The following is a 20,167-nucleotide window of genomic DNA, read 5'->3' on the forward strand; positions in this document are numbered from 1 at the left end:
ACCGGCCGGTCCTGTTCCCGGCGGACCGGGCTGCTGTGGTGGGCGCGCGGGGCGGTGGTGCCCGGCGCCCGCGGCACCTTGGGCCGCTCGCGGCGTCACTGCGGCGGGGGCCCGTCACCGGCCGCCCCGTGCGTGCCGGGCGATGTGGCGCAGCGCGTCGGCGAACTCCTCGGCGACGGCGCGCACGGTCTCGGTGTCGTGCAGACCGGTCCGGTGGTGCCAGGTGAAGGCGAGGCGTCCGTGCTGCACCGCGCCCACCACCTCGAGCGGGTGCGATCCGCTGTCCCGCGGGTCGTGGTCCCGGCCGAAGGAACCGTGCTCGGCGCGGACGAGGCCGGTGCCGGGGGCGGCCGGGCGGGCGTCCCACTGGCCGAGGTAGTTGAACACCACCTGTCCGTGCGCCGCCGAGCCGAGCCGCTCGCGGACCTCCGGTGAGCCGTACGTGCGCAGCGCGCCGTAGCCGAGCCCGTTCCCGGGCACCGTACGCAGCTGGCGGCGTACCGACTTCACCAGGGCGCGCCAGTCGCGGGCGGGACCGAGGTCGTCCGGGTCGGGTACCCGGAGGGCCACCGGGTGGACGGTGGTGAACCAGCCGACCGTGCGGGAGAGGTCGACCCCGTCGAGCACGTCCTCACGACCGTGTCCTTCGAGATCCAGGCGGACGCGGTCGCGTCCGGTCCAGCGGGCCAGCGCCAGGGCCAGCGCGGAGAGCAGGACGTCGTTGACGCGGGTGCGGTAGGCGGTGGGTGCGGAGCGCAGCAGCGCCGCGGTGTCCTCCTCGTCGAGTTCCACGGTGAGCACGCGTGCTTCGCCGGCGTCCGCTGCGGGGGTCGCGGCGGCGGGCAGCCGTTCCGCGGTCACCGCCTCCTCCCAGTAGGGGAGTTCGTGGTCAAGGCCGCCTTCGGCGACGTGGGCGGCGAGAGCTCGGACCCAGTCGCGGAAGGAGGTGCTGCGCTCCCCCAGCGTCACGGTCTCTCCCCGCGCCGCCTGCCGATAGGCCGCTTCCAGGTCGTCGCTGAGGATCCGCCAGGACACGGCGTCCACGACGAGGTGGTGGGCGACCAGGAGCAGGAACGCGGGCCGGTCCGCCCCGCCGGTGAACAGCCCCGCCCGCAGCAGCGGGCCGTGGGCGAGGTCGAAGCCGGCGTGCAGGTCGTCGGCGGCCCGCTCCATGGCGTCGTCGGCCTCCGCCGGCGACAGTCCCGTCAGGTCGTACCGGGCGAGGACACGGTCGCCGTCGCCCTCGGCGGGCGGCGGGTTGAACTGGTGCCAGCCGTCGTTGTCCCGGGTGAAGCGCATGCGGACGGCGTCGTGGTGTTCCAGCAGCGCGTCCAGGGCCGTGGCGAGGGCCGCCGGGTCGGGCGGGCCGTCGAGTTCCAGCAGCACGGACTGGTTGAAGTGGTGGTGGCTGTGGCGCGGGGTGGTGAGGAACCACTCCTGGATGGGCGTGAGCGGCACCTCCCCGGTCGCCGGGCCGTCCCCGGCGCGCTCGGGCGCGGCGCCGACGACGGTGGCGAGTTCGGCCACCGTCTGGTGGGTGAACAGGTCGCGGGTGGCCAGGTGCAGGCCGTCGCGCCGCAGCCGCGACACGACCTGCATGCTCAGGATCGAGTCGCCGCCGAGGTGGAAGAAGTTGTCGTCGGCGCCGACGCCGTCCACGCCGAGCACGTCCTCCCAGATGCGGGCGATGTGGCGTTCGGTGTCGGTGCGCGGTGCGGTGCGCGGGCCGCCGGCCGCGTGCGCCGGACCGGGTGCGGGCAGCGCACGGCGGTCGGTCTTGCCGTTCGGGGTGAGCGGCAGCCGCTCCAGGGGTACGAAGGCCGCCGGGATCATGTGGGGCGGCAGCAACCCCGCGAGGTGCTCGCGCAGTTCGGCGAGGGGCAGTTGGGCGGGAGCGCCCTGCTCGGGGACGACGTACGCCACCAGTCGTCCGTGGCCCTTGGCGGTCCCGTCGCCCGAGTCGTCGGTGCGGACGACGGCCACCGCGTCGCGCACCAGGGAGCTGCGGCGCAGCGCGCTCTCGATCTCTCCCGGTTCGATCCGGAATCCGCGCAGCTTGATCTGGTCGTCGGCGCGTCCGGCGAAGCGGAGCCGGCCGTCGGTGCCCCAGCGCACCAGGTCGCCGGTGCGGTACATCCGTTCCCCCGGTGCGCCGAACGGGTCGGCGGTGAACCGCTGGGCGGTCAGGCCGGGGCGGTTCAGGTAGCCGCGGGCCAGTCCGGGGCCCGCCACGTACAGTTCGCCGGTCACGCCGGGCGGGACGGGGCGGCGGGCGGCGTCGAGGACGTAGACGCGGGTGGCGCCGGCCGGGCGGCCGATCGGCGGGGCGCCCGCCTCCGGAGTCAGGGGGCCGGTCCAGGTGGCGACGACGGTGGCCTCCGTGGGCCCGTAGGAGTTGATCATGCGGCGGCCGGGGGCCCAGCGCCGGACCAGGTCGGCCGGGCACGCCTCGGCGCCGACGATCAGGGTGCGCAGGTGGGGCAGGGAGCCGGCCGCCTCGGGCGGCACGGTGGCCAGCGCGGCCGGGGGGATCAGGGTGTGGGTGACGGCCCGGTCCGCGAGGATCTGGGCCAGCCGCTCGCCGACCAGGGGGCCCTCCTCGCCGGTCACCAGGGCGGCGCCGGTGAGCAGGGAGACGCACAGTTCCAGGACGGAGGCGTCGAAGCTGGGCGAGGCGAACTGCAGGACCCGGTCGCCGGGGCCCGCTTCGTAGCGGTCGGCGGCGGCCGCGGCGAAGGCGGCCAGTCCGCTGTGCGTGACCACGACGCCCTTGGGCGTTCCGGTGGACCCGGAGGTGTAGATCACGTAGGCCGGGTGGTGAGGGGTGAGCGCGGTGGTGCGGTCCGCGTCGGTGGGCGCGGTGTCGGGCCCCGCCTCGACCCACACGTCGGCCGGGTCGTCCAGGACCAGTGCGGCGCCCGCGTCGCGCACCATGAACTCCCGTCGCTGCTCGGGGTAGGCCGGGTCCACGGGCAGGAAGGCCGCGCCGGTCTTGGCGACGGCGAGCTGGGCCACCACGGTCTCCGCCGCGCGGGGCAGGGCCAGGGCGACGATCCGTTCGGGCCCGGCGCCGCGGCCGATGAGCCGGTGGGCCAGCCGGTTGGCGGCGCGGTCCAGCTCCGCGTAGGTCAGCTGCCGGCTTTCGTCCGCGAGGGCCACCGCGTCGGGGGTGCGGGCCGCCTGTCGCTGGAACAGTTCCGGCAGGGTCGCCGCCGCTACCGGCCGGGCGGTGTCCCGGCCCTGGTCCAGGAGGGCCTTCAGTTCCTCGTCGGTCGCCAGCGGGAGCGCGCCGAGGGGCCGGTGCGGGTCGTCGGCGACGGCCGTGAGGAGGGTGCCGAGCTGGTCGGCCATGCGTTCGGCGGTGGCCGCGTCGAACAGGTCCGTGTTGTAGGTGAGCAAACCGTGCAGGGCTCCGGAGTCCGTCTCGGCGAATTCCAGGGTGAGGTCGAACGCCGCCTGCTGGAGGTCCGGTTCGATGTCGGAGACGTCGAGGCCGGGCAGGTCGAGGTCGGCCGCCGGCGTGTTCTGCAGGACGACCATGACCTGGAAGAGCGGGGTCCGGCTCGTGTCGCGGACCGGCTGCACCTCGTCCACCACCTGCTCGAACGGCACCTCCTGGTGGGCGAAGGCGTCCAGCACCGTGCGCCGTACGTCGGCGAGGAACTCCGGGAAGGGGCGGTCGGTGTCCACCCGGGAGCGCAGGACCAGGGTGTTGACGAAGAAGCCGATCAGGTTCTGGGTCTCCGCCCGGTCGCGGCCCGAGGTGACGGTGCCGACGGCGACGTCCCGCTCGCCGGACAGGCGGGCGAGGAACGTCTGCGCGGCGGCGACGAGGGTGGTGAACAGGGTGGTGCCGCGGTCCCGGCCGACCTGGGTGAGGCGGCGGGCCGTACGGGGCGGCAGGACCAGGCGGGCGGTCGCGCCGTTGCTGGTGCGCACCGCCGGGCGCGGCCGGTCGGTGGGCAGGTCCAGCGGTTCGGTGCCGGCCAGCTGCTCCTTCCAGTAGGCGAGGTGTTCGGCGGCACCGCTGCCGCCCGAGGTGCGCTGCCAGTGGGCGTAGTCGGCGTACTGGACGGGGAGCGGCGGCAGTTGACCGGCGGTGGCGTCCAGTTCGGCCCGGTAGAGGTGGGCCAGGTCACCGGCCAGCACGGACGTCGACCAGCCGTCGGTGACGATGTGATGCAAAGTCAGGTTCAGCACGTGGTCGTCGTCGGCCAGCCTGACCAGTCCGGCGCGCATGAGCGGGCCCCGGCGCAGGTCGAAGGGGCGGGTGCGCTCGGCCGCCAGCAACTGCTGCAGCCGGTCGGCGCGTTCGTCCTCCGGCAGCCGTGACAGGTCGTGCAGCGGCAGCGCGACGTCCTTGGGCGGGTGGACGATCTGCACACCGTGGCCGTCCAGCGAGTCGAAGGTGGTCCGCAGCGACTCGTGCCGGGCGACCAGTGCGCGCAGGGCCTCGGCGAGGGCGCCGGCGTCGAGCGCGCCGCGCAGACGCAGCGCGAGCGCCGTGACGTACTCGGCGCCGCCGGGTGCGAACTCCTCGAGGAACCAGAGGCGTTGCTGGGCGTACGACATCGGCGGCGCCGTGTCGCGGGCGACCGGGACGATGGCGGGCACGTCGGCCTCACCTGTCCTGCGCCGCGTGAGCAGGACGGCGAGCGCGGCGGGGGTGGGGTGGGTGAACACCGCGCGGGGCGACAGCTCCGTCCCGAACGTCTCGGCCAGCCGGGAGGCGAGCCGGATGCTGAGGATCGAGTCTCCGCCCAGCTGGAAGAAGTCGTCCTCCGTGCCGGGCCTTTCGACGCCGAGGACCTCGGCGAAGACCTCCGCCGTGCGGCGTTCCGCGTCGGTGCGGGGCTCGACGTGCGTGCCCTGCCCGGCGCCGTCGTCAGGGGCCGGGAGGGCCGCCCGGTCCACCTTGCCGTTGCGGCTGAGCGGGAGGGCCGGCAACGGGACGAACGTGGAAGGCACGAGGTAGTCGGGCAGGGTGCGTCCGGCGAACGCCCTGAGGTCCATGACGTCCTCGCCCGCGGGCCCGACGACGTAGGCCACCAGGCGCTTGGTGCCGGGCCGGTCCTCCCGTGCCACGACGGCCACGTCGCTGACGCCGGGGTGTGTCGCGAGCGCCGCCTCCACCTCGCCGGGCTCGACCCGGAAGCCGCGGATCTTCACCTGGTCGTCGGCGCGGCCGAGGAATTCGATCGTGCCGTCGAGGTGGCGGCGGGCCAGGTCTCCGGTGCGGTACATGCGGGCGCCGGGCGGGCCGTAGGGGTCCGCCGGGAAGCGGGCCGCGGTGTCACCGGGGCAGCCGAGGTAGCCGCGCGCTACGCCTTCGCCGGACACGAACAGTTCGCCGGCGCAGCCCGGCGGGACGGGCCGCATGCGGGTGTCCAGGAGGTGGATCCGCAGGTCGTCGAGCGGGTGGCCGATGGGCACGGTGCCGGGCACCCGCTCCGGGTCCGTGAGGGCGAAGGACGTGGCGAAGGTCGTGGTCTCGGTCGGCCCGTAGCCGTCCACCACGGTCAGGCCGGGGCAGGCGGCCAGTACCCGGCGTACGGCCGCGGCGGGGACCACGTCACCGCCGGTCCACACCTGGCGCAGCCCCGCGAAGCAGTCCGGCGCGTCCTGGGACAGCAGCCGGAACACGCCTGCCGTCAGCCACACCGCCGTCAGCCCGCCGTCCACGGCCCGCCGCCGCAGCAGGGCCGCGTCCACGGTGCCCTCGGGGGCCACCACCACGCAGCCGCCGTTGATCAGGGGCGCCCACACCTCGAACGTGGCGGCGTCGAAGGCCACCGGCGAGTGCAGCAGGACGCGGTCGCACACGCCGTCGGTGAAGCGGCTGTCGGTGGCCAGCGACGCCACGTCGCGGTGCCGGACCGCCACGGCCTTGGGACGGCCGGTGGATCCGGAGGTGAACATGACGTACGCCAGGCGGTCGGGGTCGGCGGGCGGCAGCACCGCTCGTGCCGGTGGCGCGGTACGCGCCGCGGCGACCTCCTCGGCGGTCAGCCGGACCGTGACGCCCGCCTCGGCGAGGAGGGCACGCTGCCGGTCCTCGGGGGCGCGGGTGTCCACCGGCAGGTAGGCGCAGCCCGCCTTGAGGACCGCGAGCTGGGCGGCAACGAGTTCGGCGGAGCGGTCCATGAGCAGGGCGATCCGGTCCTCGGGCGCCGGACGTCCGGCCAGCAGCCGCGCGGCCAGGGCGTCCGACCAGTCGGCGAGCTGCCGGTAGGTCACCCGGCGGTCGCCGTCGGACAGGGCCGGGGCGTCCGGGGTGCGCCGGACCTGCTCGGCGAACAGGTCGAGGGGGCTGCGGGGCGGTGCCTGCCGGGCGGTGGTGTTCCAGCGCTCCAGCAGTTCGCGGTCGGCGGCGCTCAGGACGTCCAGGCCGTCCACCTCGCCCTCGGCGCCGTCGACGAAGCGGGTGAGCAGGGCGGCCAGGCGGGACGCGGCGCGCTCGACGGTGGTCCGGTCGAACAGCGTGGCGTCGTAGGCCAGGTCGAAGCCGAGCCGGTCGGTGAGGTGGGCGCGCAGGCAGAGCGGGAAGGTGGTGGCGTCCTCGGCGTGCACCTCCTCGACGTTCACCCCCGTCCTGGCGGTCGCTGCCTCGTCGACGGGGTAGTTCTCGAAGACCACCATGCTGTCGAACAGGGCTTCGCCCGCCGGGACTTCGCTCAGCGCCTGGATGCGGGGCAGCGCGAGGAAGTCGAATCGCCGGGCGTCGCTCTGCTCCTCCTGCAGCCCGCGCAGCCAGGGCAGGACGCCGTCCGCGGGGATGCGGACACGGGTGGGCACGGTGTTGATGAACATGCCGACCATGGAGTCCACGCCCGGCAGTTCGGCCGGACGGCCGGAGACGGTGGTGCCGAAGACGACGTCACGGCGCCCGCTGTAGCGGGCCAGCAGCAGCGCCCACATGCCCTGCACCACGGTGTTGACGGTGAGTCCGTTGCGGGCGGCCGTCTCCCGCAGCCGCCGGGAGAGCGCTTCGTCGAGTTCGTGGTGCACGGCGTCGGCGGCGCGCGCCCGGTGCGCCTCGGCGGGTGTGCGGTCGTACGGCAGCGGGGTGCGTGCCGTGAACCCGGCGAGGGCCTCGGTCCAGTGGCGGTCGGCCGCTGCCTCGTCCTGGTCGCGCAGCCAGCCGAGGAAGTCGGCGAACGGCCTGCGCGGCGGCGGGGCGAGGTCCGTGCCCGTGGTGAGCGCGGCGTACCGCTCGCACACCTCGGTGAGCAGTTGCCCGGTGCTCCAGCCGTCGAGGATCAGATGGTGCGAGGACCACAGCAGCAGCACCTCGTCGCCGGGGAGGGCGGCCAGGGTGATGCGGGTGAGCGGTGCGTGGGTCAGCTCCATGCCCGCCGCCCGGTCCTCGGCGAGCAACCGTTGCGTGGCTTGCTCGCGTTGACCGGGTGTCAGGTCACGCCAGTCCAGGTGGGTGACGGGCAGTTCGACGCGCTGGTGGACCATTTGCACGGGGTGCGGCAGGCCCTGCCAGTGGACGCTCGTGCGCAGGGCCGGTGTGTGGTCGGCGAGCTGCTGCCAGGCGGCGGCGAACGCCCGCGGGTCGGCCACGCCCGACAGGCGCACGGCCGTCCGGTCGAAGTAGGCGCCCGCCGTGTCGACCAGCCCGTGGAAGAGCATGCCGGACTGCAGGGGCGTGAGCGGCAGGACGTCCGCCACCTGCCGTCCGTCGCCGACCAGCCGGTCCAGCTGGTCCCGGGTGAGTCCGGCGAGGGGGAAGTCGGACGGGGTCCGGCCGCCCGCGTCCGGGGAGGCGCAGTGCGCCACGATGGCGCGCAGTGCCGCGCACATCTCCTCGGCCAGCCGTCGCACGGTCGTCTCGTCGTAGACGGCGGTGGGGTAGGTCCAGCCGAGTTCGAGCCTGCCGTCCTGGACGACGCCCGTGACGTCCAGGAGGTAGGGGCGGGGCTCGTCCGGGTGGGTGTCGCGGCCGGCCGGCAGGAGCGCGGCCCGGTACAGGCCGCCGCCGTCGGCACCGCCGGCGTCCCACTGGCCGTGGTAGTTGAAGCCGACCCGCGGTGCCTGGGCGCCGGCCAGCGGGCTGTCGGGCAGCAGGTGGCGCAGCACGCCGTGGCTCAGTCCGCGCAGCGGCACGGCGCGCAGCGTCTCCTTCACGGACCGCAGGACATCGCCCCAGCCGGTGCCGGCCGGGACGGTCAGGGCCAGGGGGAACTCGGCGGTGAACCAGCCGACGGTCCGCGACAGGTCCACGTCGTCGAAGAGGTCCTCGCGGCCGTGCCCCTCGACGCCGACCAGGACGGTGTCGCGTCCGCACCAGTCGGCCAGCGTGCGGCCGAGGGCGCTGAGCAGGACGTCGTTGACCTGGGTGCGGTAGACCTCGGGGACCTGGCGCAGCAGCGCGTCGGTCTCCGCCGCCTCCAGGGTGACGGTGACGGTGGCGGCGGTGCCGTAGGTGTTGGGGCCGGTGCGGCCGGCGGGCAGGTCGGCGGGGGCGGCGCAGGTCCGGGTCCAGTGGGCCAGGTCGGCGTCGAGGGCACCGGAGCGGGTGTGCCGCTCCAGGCGGGCCGCCCACTGTCCGTAGGTGGTCCCCTCGGCGGGCAGGTCGAGGGGGCGCCCGGCCGCCGCGGCGCGCTGGGCGCTCTCCAGGTCCGCGAGGAGGATGCGCCAGGAGACGCCGTCCACGACCAGGTGATGGGCGGTGATCAGCAGATGCGCGGGGCGGTCCGGGCCGCGGTCCAGGAGCAGGACCCGGACGACCCGGCCCTCGGCGGGGTCGAGCGAGGCCTGTGCGGCCTCCGCCGCCCGCTGCGTCCGTGCCTCCAGCGCCGGCCCGTCGAGATGGGCCACGTCGTGGTGCGTGCAGACGCCTTCGGGTGCCTCCGGCAGCACCTCCTGGTACCAGCCGTCGCCGTTGCGCAGGAACCGGGTGCGCAGGGCGGGGTGGTGGCGTACGAGAGCGTCCACTGCCTGACGCATCGTCAGCAGGTCGGTGCCGTCGGCCAGTTCGAGGCGCTGGGTCATGGTGAAGCGCAGCGGGTCGCCGGGGTCGCGGCCGTCGAGGTACCAGCGCTGGATCGGGGCCAGGGGGGCTTCGGCGGGCGCGGCCTCGTCCGCCGAGGCCGGGCGCGGGTCGGTGTCGGCGACGCGCAGGGCGAGTTCGGCGACGGTCTGGTGGCGGAAGACGTCCTTGGTGGTGAGGGCGAGGCCCGCCTGGCGGGCCCGGGAGACGATCTGGATGCTGAGGATCGAGTCGCCGCCGAGCGAGAAGAAGTTGTCCCGCGCGCCCACCCGCTCGACGCCGAGGACCTCCGTCCAGATCGCGGCGAGGCGCTCCTCGGTGCCGGGCCGCGGTGCCACGTACGGCGTCGTGCTGTCGGGCTGGGCCGGCGGGGCGGGCAGGGCGCGCCGGTCGGTCTTGCCGCTGGTGGTGCGCGGTATCCGCGCCAGCGGGACGAACGCCGCGGGCACCATGTGGTCCGGCAGCGTCCGGCGCAGCAGGACCCGCAGTTCGTCGGCGGGCGGGGTGTGCTCACCGGCGGGCACCAGGTACGCCACCAGCATGAGACGGCCGCCGTGCTCGCGGGCGGTCACCACGGCCTCGGCGACGTCCGGGTGGGCCAGCAGTGCGGCCTCCACCTCGCCGGGTTCGATGCGGAAGCCCCTGATCTTGACCTGTTCGTCGGTCCGGCCGAGGAACTCCAGCAGCCCGCCGGTGTCCCAGCGGGCCCGGTCACCGGTCCGGTACATCCGCTGTCCCGGCTCCCCGAACGGGTCGGCCGGGAAGCGTGCGGCGGTCAGGCCGGGCCGGTTCAGGTAGCCGCGGGCCACCTGGGCTCCGGCGAGGTACAGCTCGCCGGGGGTGCCGGGCGGGACCGGCCGCAGGGCGCCGTCGAGGACGTAGGCGCGCAGGTTGCGGCCGGGGCGGCCGATGACGGGGCGCCCGGGGTGTTCGGCGCAGCGCCCGTAGACGGCGTCGACGGTGCATTCGGTGGGGCCGTACATGTTGTACGCGGTGACGCCGAGGTCGCTGTCCGCCGCGCACAACTCCTGCCAGGCGGTGCTGCCGACGGCCTCGCCGCCCACGAGCAGCAGGCGCGGGTGGTGGCGGCCGGGGGCGAGGAGTCCGGCCGCGGTCAGTTCGCGCAGGAAGGACGGGGTCACGTTGACCAGGTCCAGCCGCCGGTCGTCGACGAGGGCGCAGAACGCGTCGGGGTCCAGGCGGACGTCCTCGTCGACGAGGTGCACCTCCTGGCCTAGGGCGAGGAGGAGAGGGCCTTCCCAGGAGGTGTCGAAGGAGAACGACGCGCTCAGCGCGGCCCGCAGCCGGCGCCCGTCCGCGGTGTGCGGCGCGACGAAACCCTCGCGGTGGTCGTGGCAGAGGTTGACCAGGTGGCGGTGTTCCACGGCGACGCCCTTGGGGCGGCCGGTGGAGCCGGAGGTGTAGACGAGGTAGGCGGCGTTCTCCGGGCGCAGCGGCCGGCGCCGGTCGGCGTCGGTGGGGGCGTGCGCGGGCAGCCGGTCCCAGGGCACCTCGCGCAGGGTGCCGGCCGTCACGACGGTGTGCGGCGCGGCGTCCGCGAGGAGGAACGCGACGCGCTCCTCGGGCAGTTCGGGGTCCAGGCAGAGCAGGGTGCCGCCGGCCTTGAGGACGGCGAAGAGTGCCACCAGCAGCTCGGAGGTGCGCGGCAGGCGGACGGCGATCACGCGTTCCGGGCCGGCGCCCAGCGCGATCAGGTGGTGGGCGAGCCGGTTGGCGCGGTCGTCGAGGGCCGCGAAGTCCAGCGTGGCGTCCCGGGCCACCAGGGCGGTGGCGTGGGGGGACCGGGCGGCCTGCGCCTCGAACAGGGCGGGGAAGGTGGTGTCCGCGGCCGGGAGTCGCGCCCCCTGCCAGCTGTCGAGCACCTGGCGTCGTTCGCTGCCGGTCATCAGCGGCAGCGCGCCGGTCTCCCGGCCGGGGTCCTCGGCGACGGCGTCCAGCAGCATCCGCAGCCGGCCGGCCAGGCGTTCGGCGGTGGCCGCCGTGAACAGGCCGGTGTTGTACTCCAGATAGCCGGTGATGCCTCCGTCGCGTTCCACGAAGTCGAAGGCAAGGTCGAAGGTGGCGTTGCGGACCGGCGGCGTGAGCGGTTCGACGTCCAGCCCCGGGAGGCCGGGTGCTTCGGCCCCCAGGTTGTGCAGCGCGACCATGACCTGGAAGAGGGGGGTGCGGCTGGTGTCGCGTTCGGGCTGGAGGGCGTCCACCAGCCGTTCGAAGGGGACCTCCTGGTGGGCGAACGCCTCCAGGACGGTGGTGCGGACCTGTTCCAGCAGCGCGCGGAAGGACTGTCCGGGGCGCACCCGGTTGCGGAGCACCAGCGTGTTGACGAACATGCCGACCACGTCGTGGAGCTCGGGCCGGTCGCGGCCCGCGGTCACGGTGCCGACGGCGACGTCCTCCTGGTCGGCCCAGCGGGACAGCAGCACGGTGCAGGCCGTCACGAGGGTCATGTAGAGGGTGGCGTCGGCCTCGTGGCCCCTCTCGCGCAGCCGCTCCGTCAGCGCGGCGGGGAGCGCGAAGGTCACCAGGGCCCCGTCGCGGGTGCGCACGGCGGGGCGCGGCCGGTCGGTGGGCAGCTCCAGCGGGGCCAGGCCGTCCAGCGTCTCGCGCCAGTAGGCGAGCTCGTCGTCGGCCTGCTCGGTTCGGGCACGCTGCCAGGCGGCGTAGTCCGCGTACCGAACGGGCAGGTCGGGCAGGTCCGCGCGGCGGCCCTCCAGCGCCGCCGCGTACAGCTCGCTCAGGTCCCGCCCGAGGACGGCGACGGACCAGCCGTCGGTGGCGATGTGGTGGACTGCGAGGACGAGCGCGTGGTCGTCGTCGGCCAGGCGTGCCAGCCGGGCCCGCAGCAGGGGCCCGGCGGCGAGGTCGAACGGGGTGGCCGCCTCGCGTTCGACGAGCGCGTCCAGGGCCGGGCGGGTCCGGTCGGCGGGTGTGCCGGTGAGGTCGTCCAGTGTCAGTCGCGCCGCGTGCGGCGGGTGCACGATCTGCCGGGCCCGGCCGTCCTGTTCGGCGAACGTGGTGCGCAGCGCCTCGTGCCGGGCGACCAGGCCGTCCAGGGCGGCGCGCAGGGCGGCCTCGTCGAGCCGGCCGCGCAGCCGCAGCACGGACAGGGTCGTGTACTCGGTGCTGCCCGGCTCGAAGCGGTCGAGGAACCACAGCCGCTGCTGCGCGTACGAAAGCGGCGGCGGGGTGTCGGGGTCCGCGACGGGTATCGCGCCCTCGGGTGTCGATCCGTCCGTGACCGGGTCGCCGAGGGCGGCGGCCAGTGCGGCGAGCGTCGGGTGGGTGAACAGCAGTCGGGGCGAGACGTCCGCGCCGAACGCCGCACGCAGCCGGGAGGTCACGCGGACGGCGAGGATCGAGTCGCCGCCGAGCGCGAAGAAGTCGTCCTCCACGCCCGCCTCGTGCGCGTCCAGTACGTCCGCCCAGGCGGTGGCGACCAGGCGTTCGGCCGGGGTGCGCGGCGGGGTGCGGACGGTGCCGGTGGCGAATCCGCCGGGTCCCGGGGCGGGCAGGGCGCGCCGGTCGAGCTTGCCGTTGGCGGTCAGCGGCAGCGCCGCCATGGGGACGTAGGCGGCCGGAACCATGTGTGCGGGCAGCAACCGCTCCAGGTGGGCGCGGAGTTCGGCCGCGGACGGTGCGGCGGTGTGCTCCCCGTTGCCGGTGCCGACGACGTGCGCGACGAGCCGCCGCGTCCCCGAGGTGTCCTCGTGCACGCCGACGGAGGCGGCGCCGACGCCGGGGTGGGTGTGCAGGGCTGCCTCGATCTCGCCGGGTTCGATGCGGTAGCCGCGGATCTTCACCTGCTGGTCGGCGCGGCCCAGGTACTCCAGTGTGCCGTCCGTCCGCCGACGGGCCCGGTCGCCGGTGCGGTACATGCGGCTGCCGGGCGCGCCGAACGGGTCGGCGGGGAAGCGGGTGGCGGTCAGGCCGGGCCGTCCCAGATAGCCGCGGGCCAGGCCCTCCCCCGCCACGTACATCTCGCCGACGGCGCCGGGCGCCACCAGGGCCAGGTCGTCGTCGAGCACGTACACCCGCAGGTCGGGTATGCCCGTGCCGATGGGTCCCGCGGCGGCGGAACCGGTCGTCGTGCGGTCCAGGGGGGCGTACGTGACGTGCACGGTGGTCTCGGTGATGCCGTACATGTTGACCAGCCGCGGGGCGGTGTCCGGGTGACGGGCGTACCAGCCGGACAGCCGCTCCACGTCCAGTGCCTCGCCGCCGAAGACGACCGTGCGCAGGGCCAGGCGGGCGCTGAGCCCGGGGTGTTCGGCGTCGGCCCGGACCAGCGGGTAGAAGGCGGAAGGGGTCTGGTTGAGGACGGTGACCCGCTCGTCCGCCAGCAGGCGCAGGAAGTCCTCCGGGGACCGGGCGGTGTCGTCGGGGACGACGACGAGCCGGCCGCCGTGCAGCAGGGCGCCCCACAGCTCCCAGACGGAGAAGTCGAAGGCGTAGGAGTGGAAGAGGGTCCACACGTCGTGCTCGTCGAAGCCGAACCAGTGACGGGTGCGGGTGAACAGGCGCACCACGTTGGCGTGCGGGACGACGACACCCTTGGGACGGCCGGTGGAACCGGAGGTGTAGATGGCGTACGCGGGTGTCTCCGGCAGCGGGCGGCGGGCGGGGTCCGGTCCGGTGGCGGGACGCCGTTCGAGGTCGGCGTCGACCGCCGGGTCGTCCAGCAGGAGGGCGGGCACGCCGGTGCCCTGGGCCCGTCCGGCCGTCTCCGCGGTGGTCACCAGCGTGACGGCGTCGGCGTCCCGGAGCAGGTGGGCGATGCGTTCGGCGGGCAGCCGGGGGTCGATGGGCAGATAGGCGGCGCCCGTCTTCAGGACGGCGAGGACCGCCACGACCAGGTCGGTGGAGCGGGGCAGGGCGAGCGCCACGAACCGCTCGGGACCCGCGCCCGCCTCGGCGAGCCGGTGGGCGAGGCGGCCGGCCGCCGCGTCGAGCGCGCCGTAGGTCAGGCCGGCGCCCTCGTGGGTGACGGCGGGGGCGTCGGGGGTGCGGGCGGCCTGCGCCTCGAAGAGGTCCACCAGGGTCGATTCGGGGCGGCCGCGCTCGGTGCCGTTGAAGTCGGTCAGCATCCGCCGCCGTTCCTCGGCGGTGGTCCACGGCAGGTCGCGCAGCGGCCGGTCGGGGTCCTCGGCGATCGCGGCCAGCAGCAGGCACAGGCGGTCGGCGAGCGCGCGGACGGTCGCGGCGTCGAAGAGGTCCGGGTCGTAGGCCAGGTCGAAGCCGAGGTGCTCGCCCTGGTAGGCGCGCAGTACGAGCGGGTAGTTGGTGGCGTCCCGGGAGGCGACGTCCACCAGGCGCACCCCCGAGGTGGCCGAACGGGCTTCGTCGAAGGGGTAGTTCTCGAAGGCGACCATGCTGTGGAAGAGCGGGGCGCCGGACGGCACGTCGCTCAGCGCGGTCAGTTCGGCCAGGGACACCGCCGCGAAGCGCCTCGACTCGGCCTGGGTGTCCTGGAGTTCCCGCAGCCAGGCGGTGGCGGTGCGGTGCCCTTCGACCCGGACGCGGGTGGGCAGGGTGTTGATGAACATGCCGACCATGGACTCCACGCCGGGCAGGTCGTCGGGCCGTCCGGAGACGGTGGTGCCGAACACCACGTCCCGTTCGGCGCCGTACCGGGCCAGCAGCAGCGCCCACGCGCCCTGCACCACCGTGTTGACCGTGAGCCCGGCGTCGCGGGCGGTCCGCGCGAGGCGGGCGGAGGCCGGGCCGGGGAGTCCGGCCGTGTGGACGCCCGCCGAGCGCGCCCCGTGCGCCTCGCGCAGCGGGCGGTCGGCGGGCAGCGGCGTCGGGGTGGCGAAGCCGCGCAGGACCTCGCGCCAGTGCGCGCGTGCCGCGTCGGCGTCCTGGTCGGCCAGATGGCGGACGTAGTCGCTGAACGGCCGGCGCACGGGCGGGTTCGGTTCGCTTCCGGCGGTGAGTGCCGCGTACTCCTCGAACACCTCGGTGAGCACTTGGGCCAGGCTCCAGCCGTCCAGGATGAGGTGGTGCGAGGTCCACAGCAGGTGGAGCCGCGCGTCGGGCACCCGGACCAGGGTCAGGCGCATCAGCGGCGCCGAGCCGAGGTCGATGCCGCGCGCCAGGTCCTCGGAGCGGAGCCGGGCGAACCGGGCCTCGCGCTCCCCCGGTTCCAGGTCGCGCCAGTCGTGGTGGGTCACCGGCACGCGGACGTCCCGGTGCACGATCTGGAGCGGTCGGGGCACGTCCTCCCACACCACCGAGGTGCGCAGGGCGGGGGTGCGGTCGGTCACGCGCTGCCAGGCGACGGCGAGGGCGTGCGGGTCCGCGACGCCCTCCAGCAGGAGCGCGGCCTGGTCCACGTACACGTCGTCGGCGCCGCCGACCAGGCGGTGGAAGAGCATGCCCTCCTGGAGGGGGGTGAGCGGCAGCAGGTCCTCCACGCCGCGGCCGTCCCCGGCCAGCCGGTCCACGGCGGCCTGGTCGAGGCCCGCCAGCGGGAAGTCGGACGGGGTGCGGCCGCCCGCGTCCGGGCGGGCGCAGTGCTCGGTGACGTCGGCCAGCGCGCGGACCATGCCGTCCGCCAGGCCGCGGACGGTGGCCGCCTCGTGCACCTGGTCGCTGTAGTGCCAGGTGATCTCCAGTTCTCCGTCGGCGACCACGGCCGAGACGTCCAGCAGATGGTCCAGGGGCCGGTCGGGTGCGATGTCCCGGCCGGGCACCTCGGCGGCGGCCGGGGCGAAGTCGCGCCCGGCGCCGGCCTCCCACTGGCCGTGGTAGTTGAAGCAGACCTGGGGAAGCGGCAGTTCGCGCAGCGCACCGGCCGCGGGGTCGGGTGAGCCGAGGCGGGCCAGTGCCTCGAAGCCGAGGCCGCGCCGGGGTACGGCACGCAGCCGCTCCTTCACCGACTTCAGCGTGGCGGCCCAGTCCGGCGCGGCCGGGGTTCCGGCCGGGGTGAGGGTGACCGGGTACTGGCTGGTGAACCAGCCGACCGTCCGCGAGACGTCGAGCGCGTCGCCGAGGTCCTCACGGCCGTGCCCCTCCAGAGCCACGGTCACGCGCTCGGTGCCCGCCCAGTCGGCGAGGACCCGGCCGAGGGCGCTGAGCAGCACGTCGTTGACCTGAGTGCGGTAGACACCGGGCACGCGGCGCAGCAGGGCCTCGGTGGTGGCGGCGTCCACCCGGGTGCGGACGGTGCGCACCGAGCCGGCGAGGGGGGTCGCGGGGCGGTCGACGGGCAGCGGGACGCGCGGTTCCCGTGCCTCTGCCGTCCAGTACGGCAGGTCGTCGTCGAGGTCGCCGGCCCGCACCCGGCGGGACAGCTGCGCCGCCCACGCGGTGAACGGCGTGCCGACGGGCTCCGGTCGGAGGGGTTCGCCCGCGGCTGCCTGCCGGTAGGCCTGTTCCAGGTCGGCGAGGAGGATGCGCCAGGAGACGCTGTCCACGCCGAGGTGATGGGCCGTCAGGAAGAGCTGGGGCCGTTCACCCGACGGGGGCAGCAGCAGGGCCGCCCGCAGCAGGACGCCGGTCTCCGGGTCCAGGGCCGCGCGGGCCGCGTCGGCCGCCTCGGCCCGGCCGGCGGCGAGGTCCGCGCCGCCGAGTGCGGTGAGGTCGTGGCGGGTGAGCAGTCCGGCCGCCGGACCGGCGCCGGGGTGCTGTCGCCAGGTGTCCCCGGTGCGGACGAACCGGGTGCGCAGCGCCGGATGGTGGGTGGCCACGGCTTCCACGGCCCGGGTCAGGGCCGCTTCGTCGAGGTCGTGCGGCAGGTCGAGCAGCATCGACATGCTGAAGTGCCGCAGCGGCCCGTGGGTGGCGAAGAACCACTCCTGGACGGGGGTCAGCGGAGCGGGACCCTCGTCCTGCGGCGAACGCGGGGCGGGCACCGCGGCGGCCCCCCGGCCGGACGCGGCGGCGGCCAGGTCGGCGACGGTCTGGTGGCGGAAGATGTCGCGCGAGGTGAGGTGCACTCCGGCGGCGCGGGCGCGGGAGACGACCTGGATGCTGAGGATGGAGTCCCCGCCGAGCTCGAAGAAGTTGTCGTCCGCGCCCACCTCGGCCACGCCCAGCACGTCCGACCAGATACCGGCCAGCGTCTGCTCGGCGGGGGTGCGCGGGGCGGTGAACTGCCGCTCGCGGGGGGCGGTGTCGAGGTCGGGGGCGGGCAGCGCACGGCGGTCCAGCTTGCCGCTGGTGGTCAGCGGCAGCGCGTCGAGCGCGGTGAAGGAGGACGGCACCATGTGGTCGGGCAGGACGCGGCGGCAGGACGCCCGCAGTACGGAGGCGGCGGGGCGGGCGGCGCCGGGGGCCGGTACGACGTAGGCGGCGAGCCGGGTGTGGCCGTGCGGGTCGGTCACCGCGACGACCGCGGCCGCGGTGATGTCCGGCAGGTCCAGCAGCGCCGCCTCGACCTCGCCGGGTTCGATGCGGTGCCCGCGCACCTTGACCTGGTCGTCGGCGCGCCCGAGGTAGTCGAGACGTCCGTCGGAGGTCCAGCGGGCCAGGTCCCCGGTGCGGTACATCCGTCCGCCGGACGGTCCGAACGGGTCGGCCAGGAAGCGCGCTGCCGTCAGACCGGGGCGGCCGGCGTAACCGCGGGCCACCTGCTCCCCCGCCAGATACAGTTCGCCGCCGACGCCGGGCGGCACGGGCCGCAGCCGGTCGTCGAGGACGTAGGCCCGCACGTTGGGCAGCGGGCGGCCCACCAGCGGACGGTTGTCGCCGTCGATGCGGCACGCCAGGGCGTCGACCGTGCACTCGGTGGGGCCGTAGAAGTTGTACGCGGTGACGTCCCGGTGGGCGGCGAGTTCCCGCCACAGGCCGGGGCCGAGGGCCTCGCCGCCCAGCATCAGCACCCGGGGGCGGTGCCGCGGGTCGGTGAGCAGTCCGGCGGGCAGCAGCTGCCGCAGGTAGGACGGTGTCAGGTCCAGGAAGTCGACGCGGTGCTCGACGACGTACTCGACGAGGGCGGCGGCGTCGAGCCGGGTCGCCTCGTCGACCAGGTGCAGCGGGTGGCCGTCGGCCATCAGCAGCACGCCCTCCAGCGAGGTGTCGAAGGAGAACGACGCGGTCAGGGCCACCCGCAGCGGGCCGCCGCCGGCCTCGGCGACGAAGCCCTCCCGGTGACCTGCCAGCAGGTTCGTCAGGGACCGGTACGAGACGGCGACGCCCTTGGGGCGTCCGGTGGAGCCGGAGGTGTAGATGACGTACGCGGTGTGGTCCGGGTGGAGCGGAGCGCGCCGGTCGGTGTCGGCCGGGTCGGTGTCGGGGGCGTTGCCGGGCACCGAGCGCAGCATGGTCTCGTCCAGCACCAGGGCCGGCCGCGCGTCCTCGAGCAGGAAGCGGACGCGGTCGTCGGGCAGGTCGAGGTCGAGGGGCAGATAGCCGGCGCCGGACTTCCACACCGCGAGGATCGCCGTGATCATGTCGGCGGTGCGCGGCAGGCGCAGCGCGACCAGCCGTTCCGGCCCGGCGCCCTGGGCAATGAGGTGATGGGCGAGGCGGTTGGCGCGGGCGTTGAGGGCCGCGTAGTCGAGCCGGGTGTCCCCGGCGACCAGGGCCGTGGCGTGCGGGATGCGGGCCGCCTGCCGCTGGAACAGCTCCGGGTAGGTGGTGGCGGGGACCGGCAGGGCGGTGGCGTTCCAGTCCTCGGTCACCCGCCGTGTCTCGCGCGGGGAGAGCAGGGAGACCGTGCCCAGGGGCCGGTCCGGTTCGGCGGCGGCACCGGTCAGCGTGCGCAGCAGCTGGTCCGCCATCCGCTCGGCGGTGGCCGCGTCGAACAGGTCGGTGCGGTATTCGAGCAGAGCGCTCAGGCCGTCCCCGTCGGGTATGAACTCCACGCTCAGGTCGAAGGTGGCGGCCCGGCGCTCGACGGTGACGGGTGAGACGGCCAGGCCGTGCGGCGCGGGGGCCTCGGGCGGGGACGGGTGCAGCAGGACCATCACGTCGAAGAGCGGGTTGCGGCCCGCCTCGCGGGTCGCGCCCACCGCCTCGACCAGCCGCTCGAACGGCGTGTCGCCGTGCGCGAAGGCGTCGTTGACGGTCGTGGCGGTGGCGGCCAGCAGGTCGCGGAAGGATCCGGCGGTGTCGACGGGGGTGCGCAGGGCGATGGTGTTGGCGAAGAACCCGACCGTCCGCTCCAGGTCGGTGCGGGAGCGTCCGGGCGTCAGGGAGCCGACGGTGATGTCGTCCTGGCCCGACCAGCGGGCCAGCAGCGCCTGGCAGGCGGCGGTCAGGGCGGTGAACAGGGTGGTGTGCTGCTCGGCCGCGAGCTGCCGCAGCCGGGCCGTGACGTCCGCGGGGACGGCGAAGGAGTGGACCGCGCCCGCTCCGGACTCCTCGCCGTGGCGCGAGCGGTCCAGCGGCAGCCCGGGCGCCACCGCACCGGACAGCTGTCGCTTCCAGTAGGTGAGTTGACGCTCCAGGGCGGGACCGGACAGCTGCTCCCGCTGCCACGCGGCGAAGTCCGGGTACTGCGTCGCCACCGGCGGCAGGTCCACCGCCGCGCCGCGGGCCATGGCGTCGTAGGCGGTGCACAGTTCGTGGAGCAGGACGCCCATCGACCAGCCGTCGGTGACGATGTGGTGGGCGGTCAGCAGCAGCACGTGCGAGGCGTCCGACTCCCGGAGCAGCAGGGCGCGCAGCAACGGGCCGGTGCTCAGGTCGAACGGGCGGGAGTACTCGTCCCGCAGCGCCGTCTCCAGGGCGTCCGCCGGGGCGGTCCGCTCACCCGTCCCTGTCCCGTCGGTCCCGCCGTTCCCGTCGGCGGGGTCCGGCGCCGGCAGGTCGCGGACCGGCAGCGGTACGGGGCCCGCCGGGTGCACGGACTGTGCCGGGCGTCCTTCGACCTCCTCGAACGTGGTGCGCAGCGCCTCGTGCCGCCCCACGACGGTGTCCAGGGCGCGGGAGAGCGCGGCCCGGTCCAGCGGGCCGGTGAACCGCAGCGCGACGGCGCTGTTGTAGCGGGCGTCGCCGGGCCGCAGCCGGTCCAGGAACCACAGCCGTCGCTGGGCGAAGGACAGCGGCAGCGGCCGGGTGCGGTCGGCGTGCGGGATGGCCTGCCGGGCGGGTGCGCCCGGCGCGCCGCCGGCCCGTCCGGCCAGTCGGCGGCGCAGTGCCTCCTGGAGGTCCTGGGGCAGTGCCTCGGCGCGGTTTCGCTTCGAAGACGTCATGGTCGTCCGG

The 20,167-nt window shown here is 75.3% G+C and carries 1 protein-coding gene; it reads right to left on the reverse strand.

What is annotated here, in order from left to right; all coding sequences use genetic code 11:
* Positions 1-114: 114 nt before the first annotated feature.
* The gene (locus ACFYP4_RS17050; protein WP_388786029.1) at positions 115-20,157 is read right to left on the reverse strand and encodes a non-ribosomal peptide synthase/polyketide synthase; all 20,043 of its coding nucleotides are present in this window, start codon (positions 20,155-20,157) and stop codon (positions 115-117) included.
* Positions 20,158-20,167: the final 10 nt, after the last annotated feature.

Origin of the sequence: Streptomyces sp. NPDC005551 (assembly GCF_042871785.1) — a bacterium.
Taxonomy (GTDB): domain Bacteria; phylum Actinomycetota; class Actinomycetes; order Streptomycetales; family Streptomycetaceae; genus Streptomyces.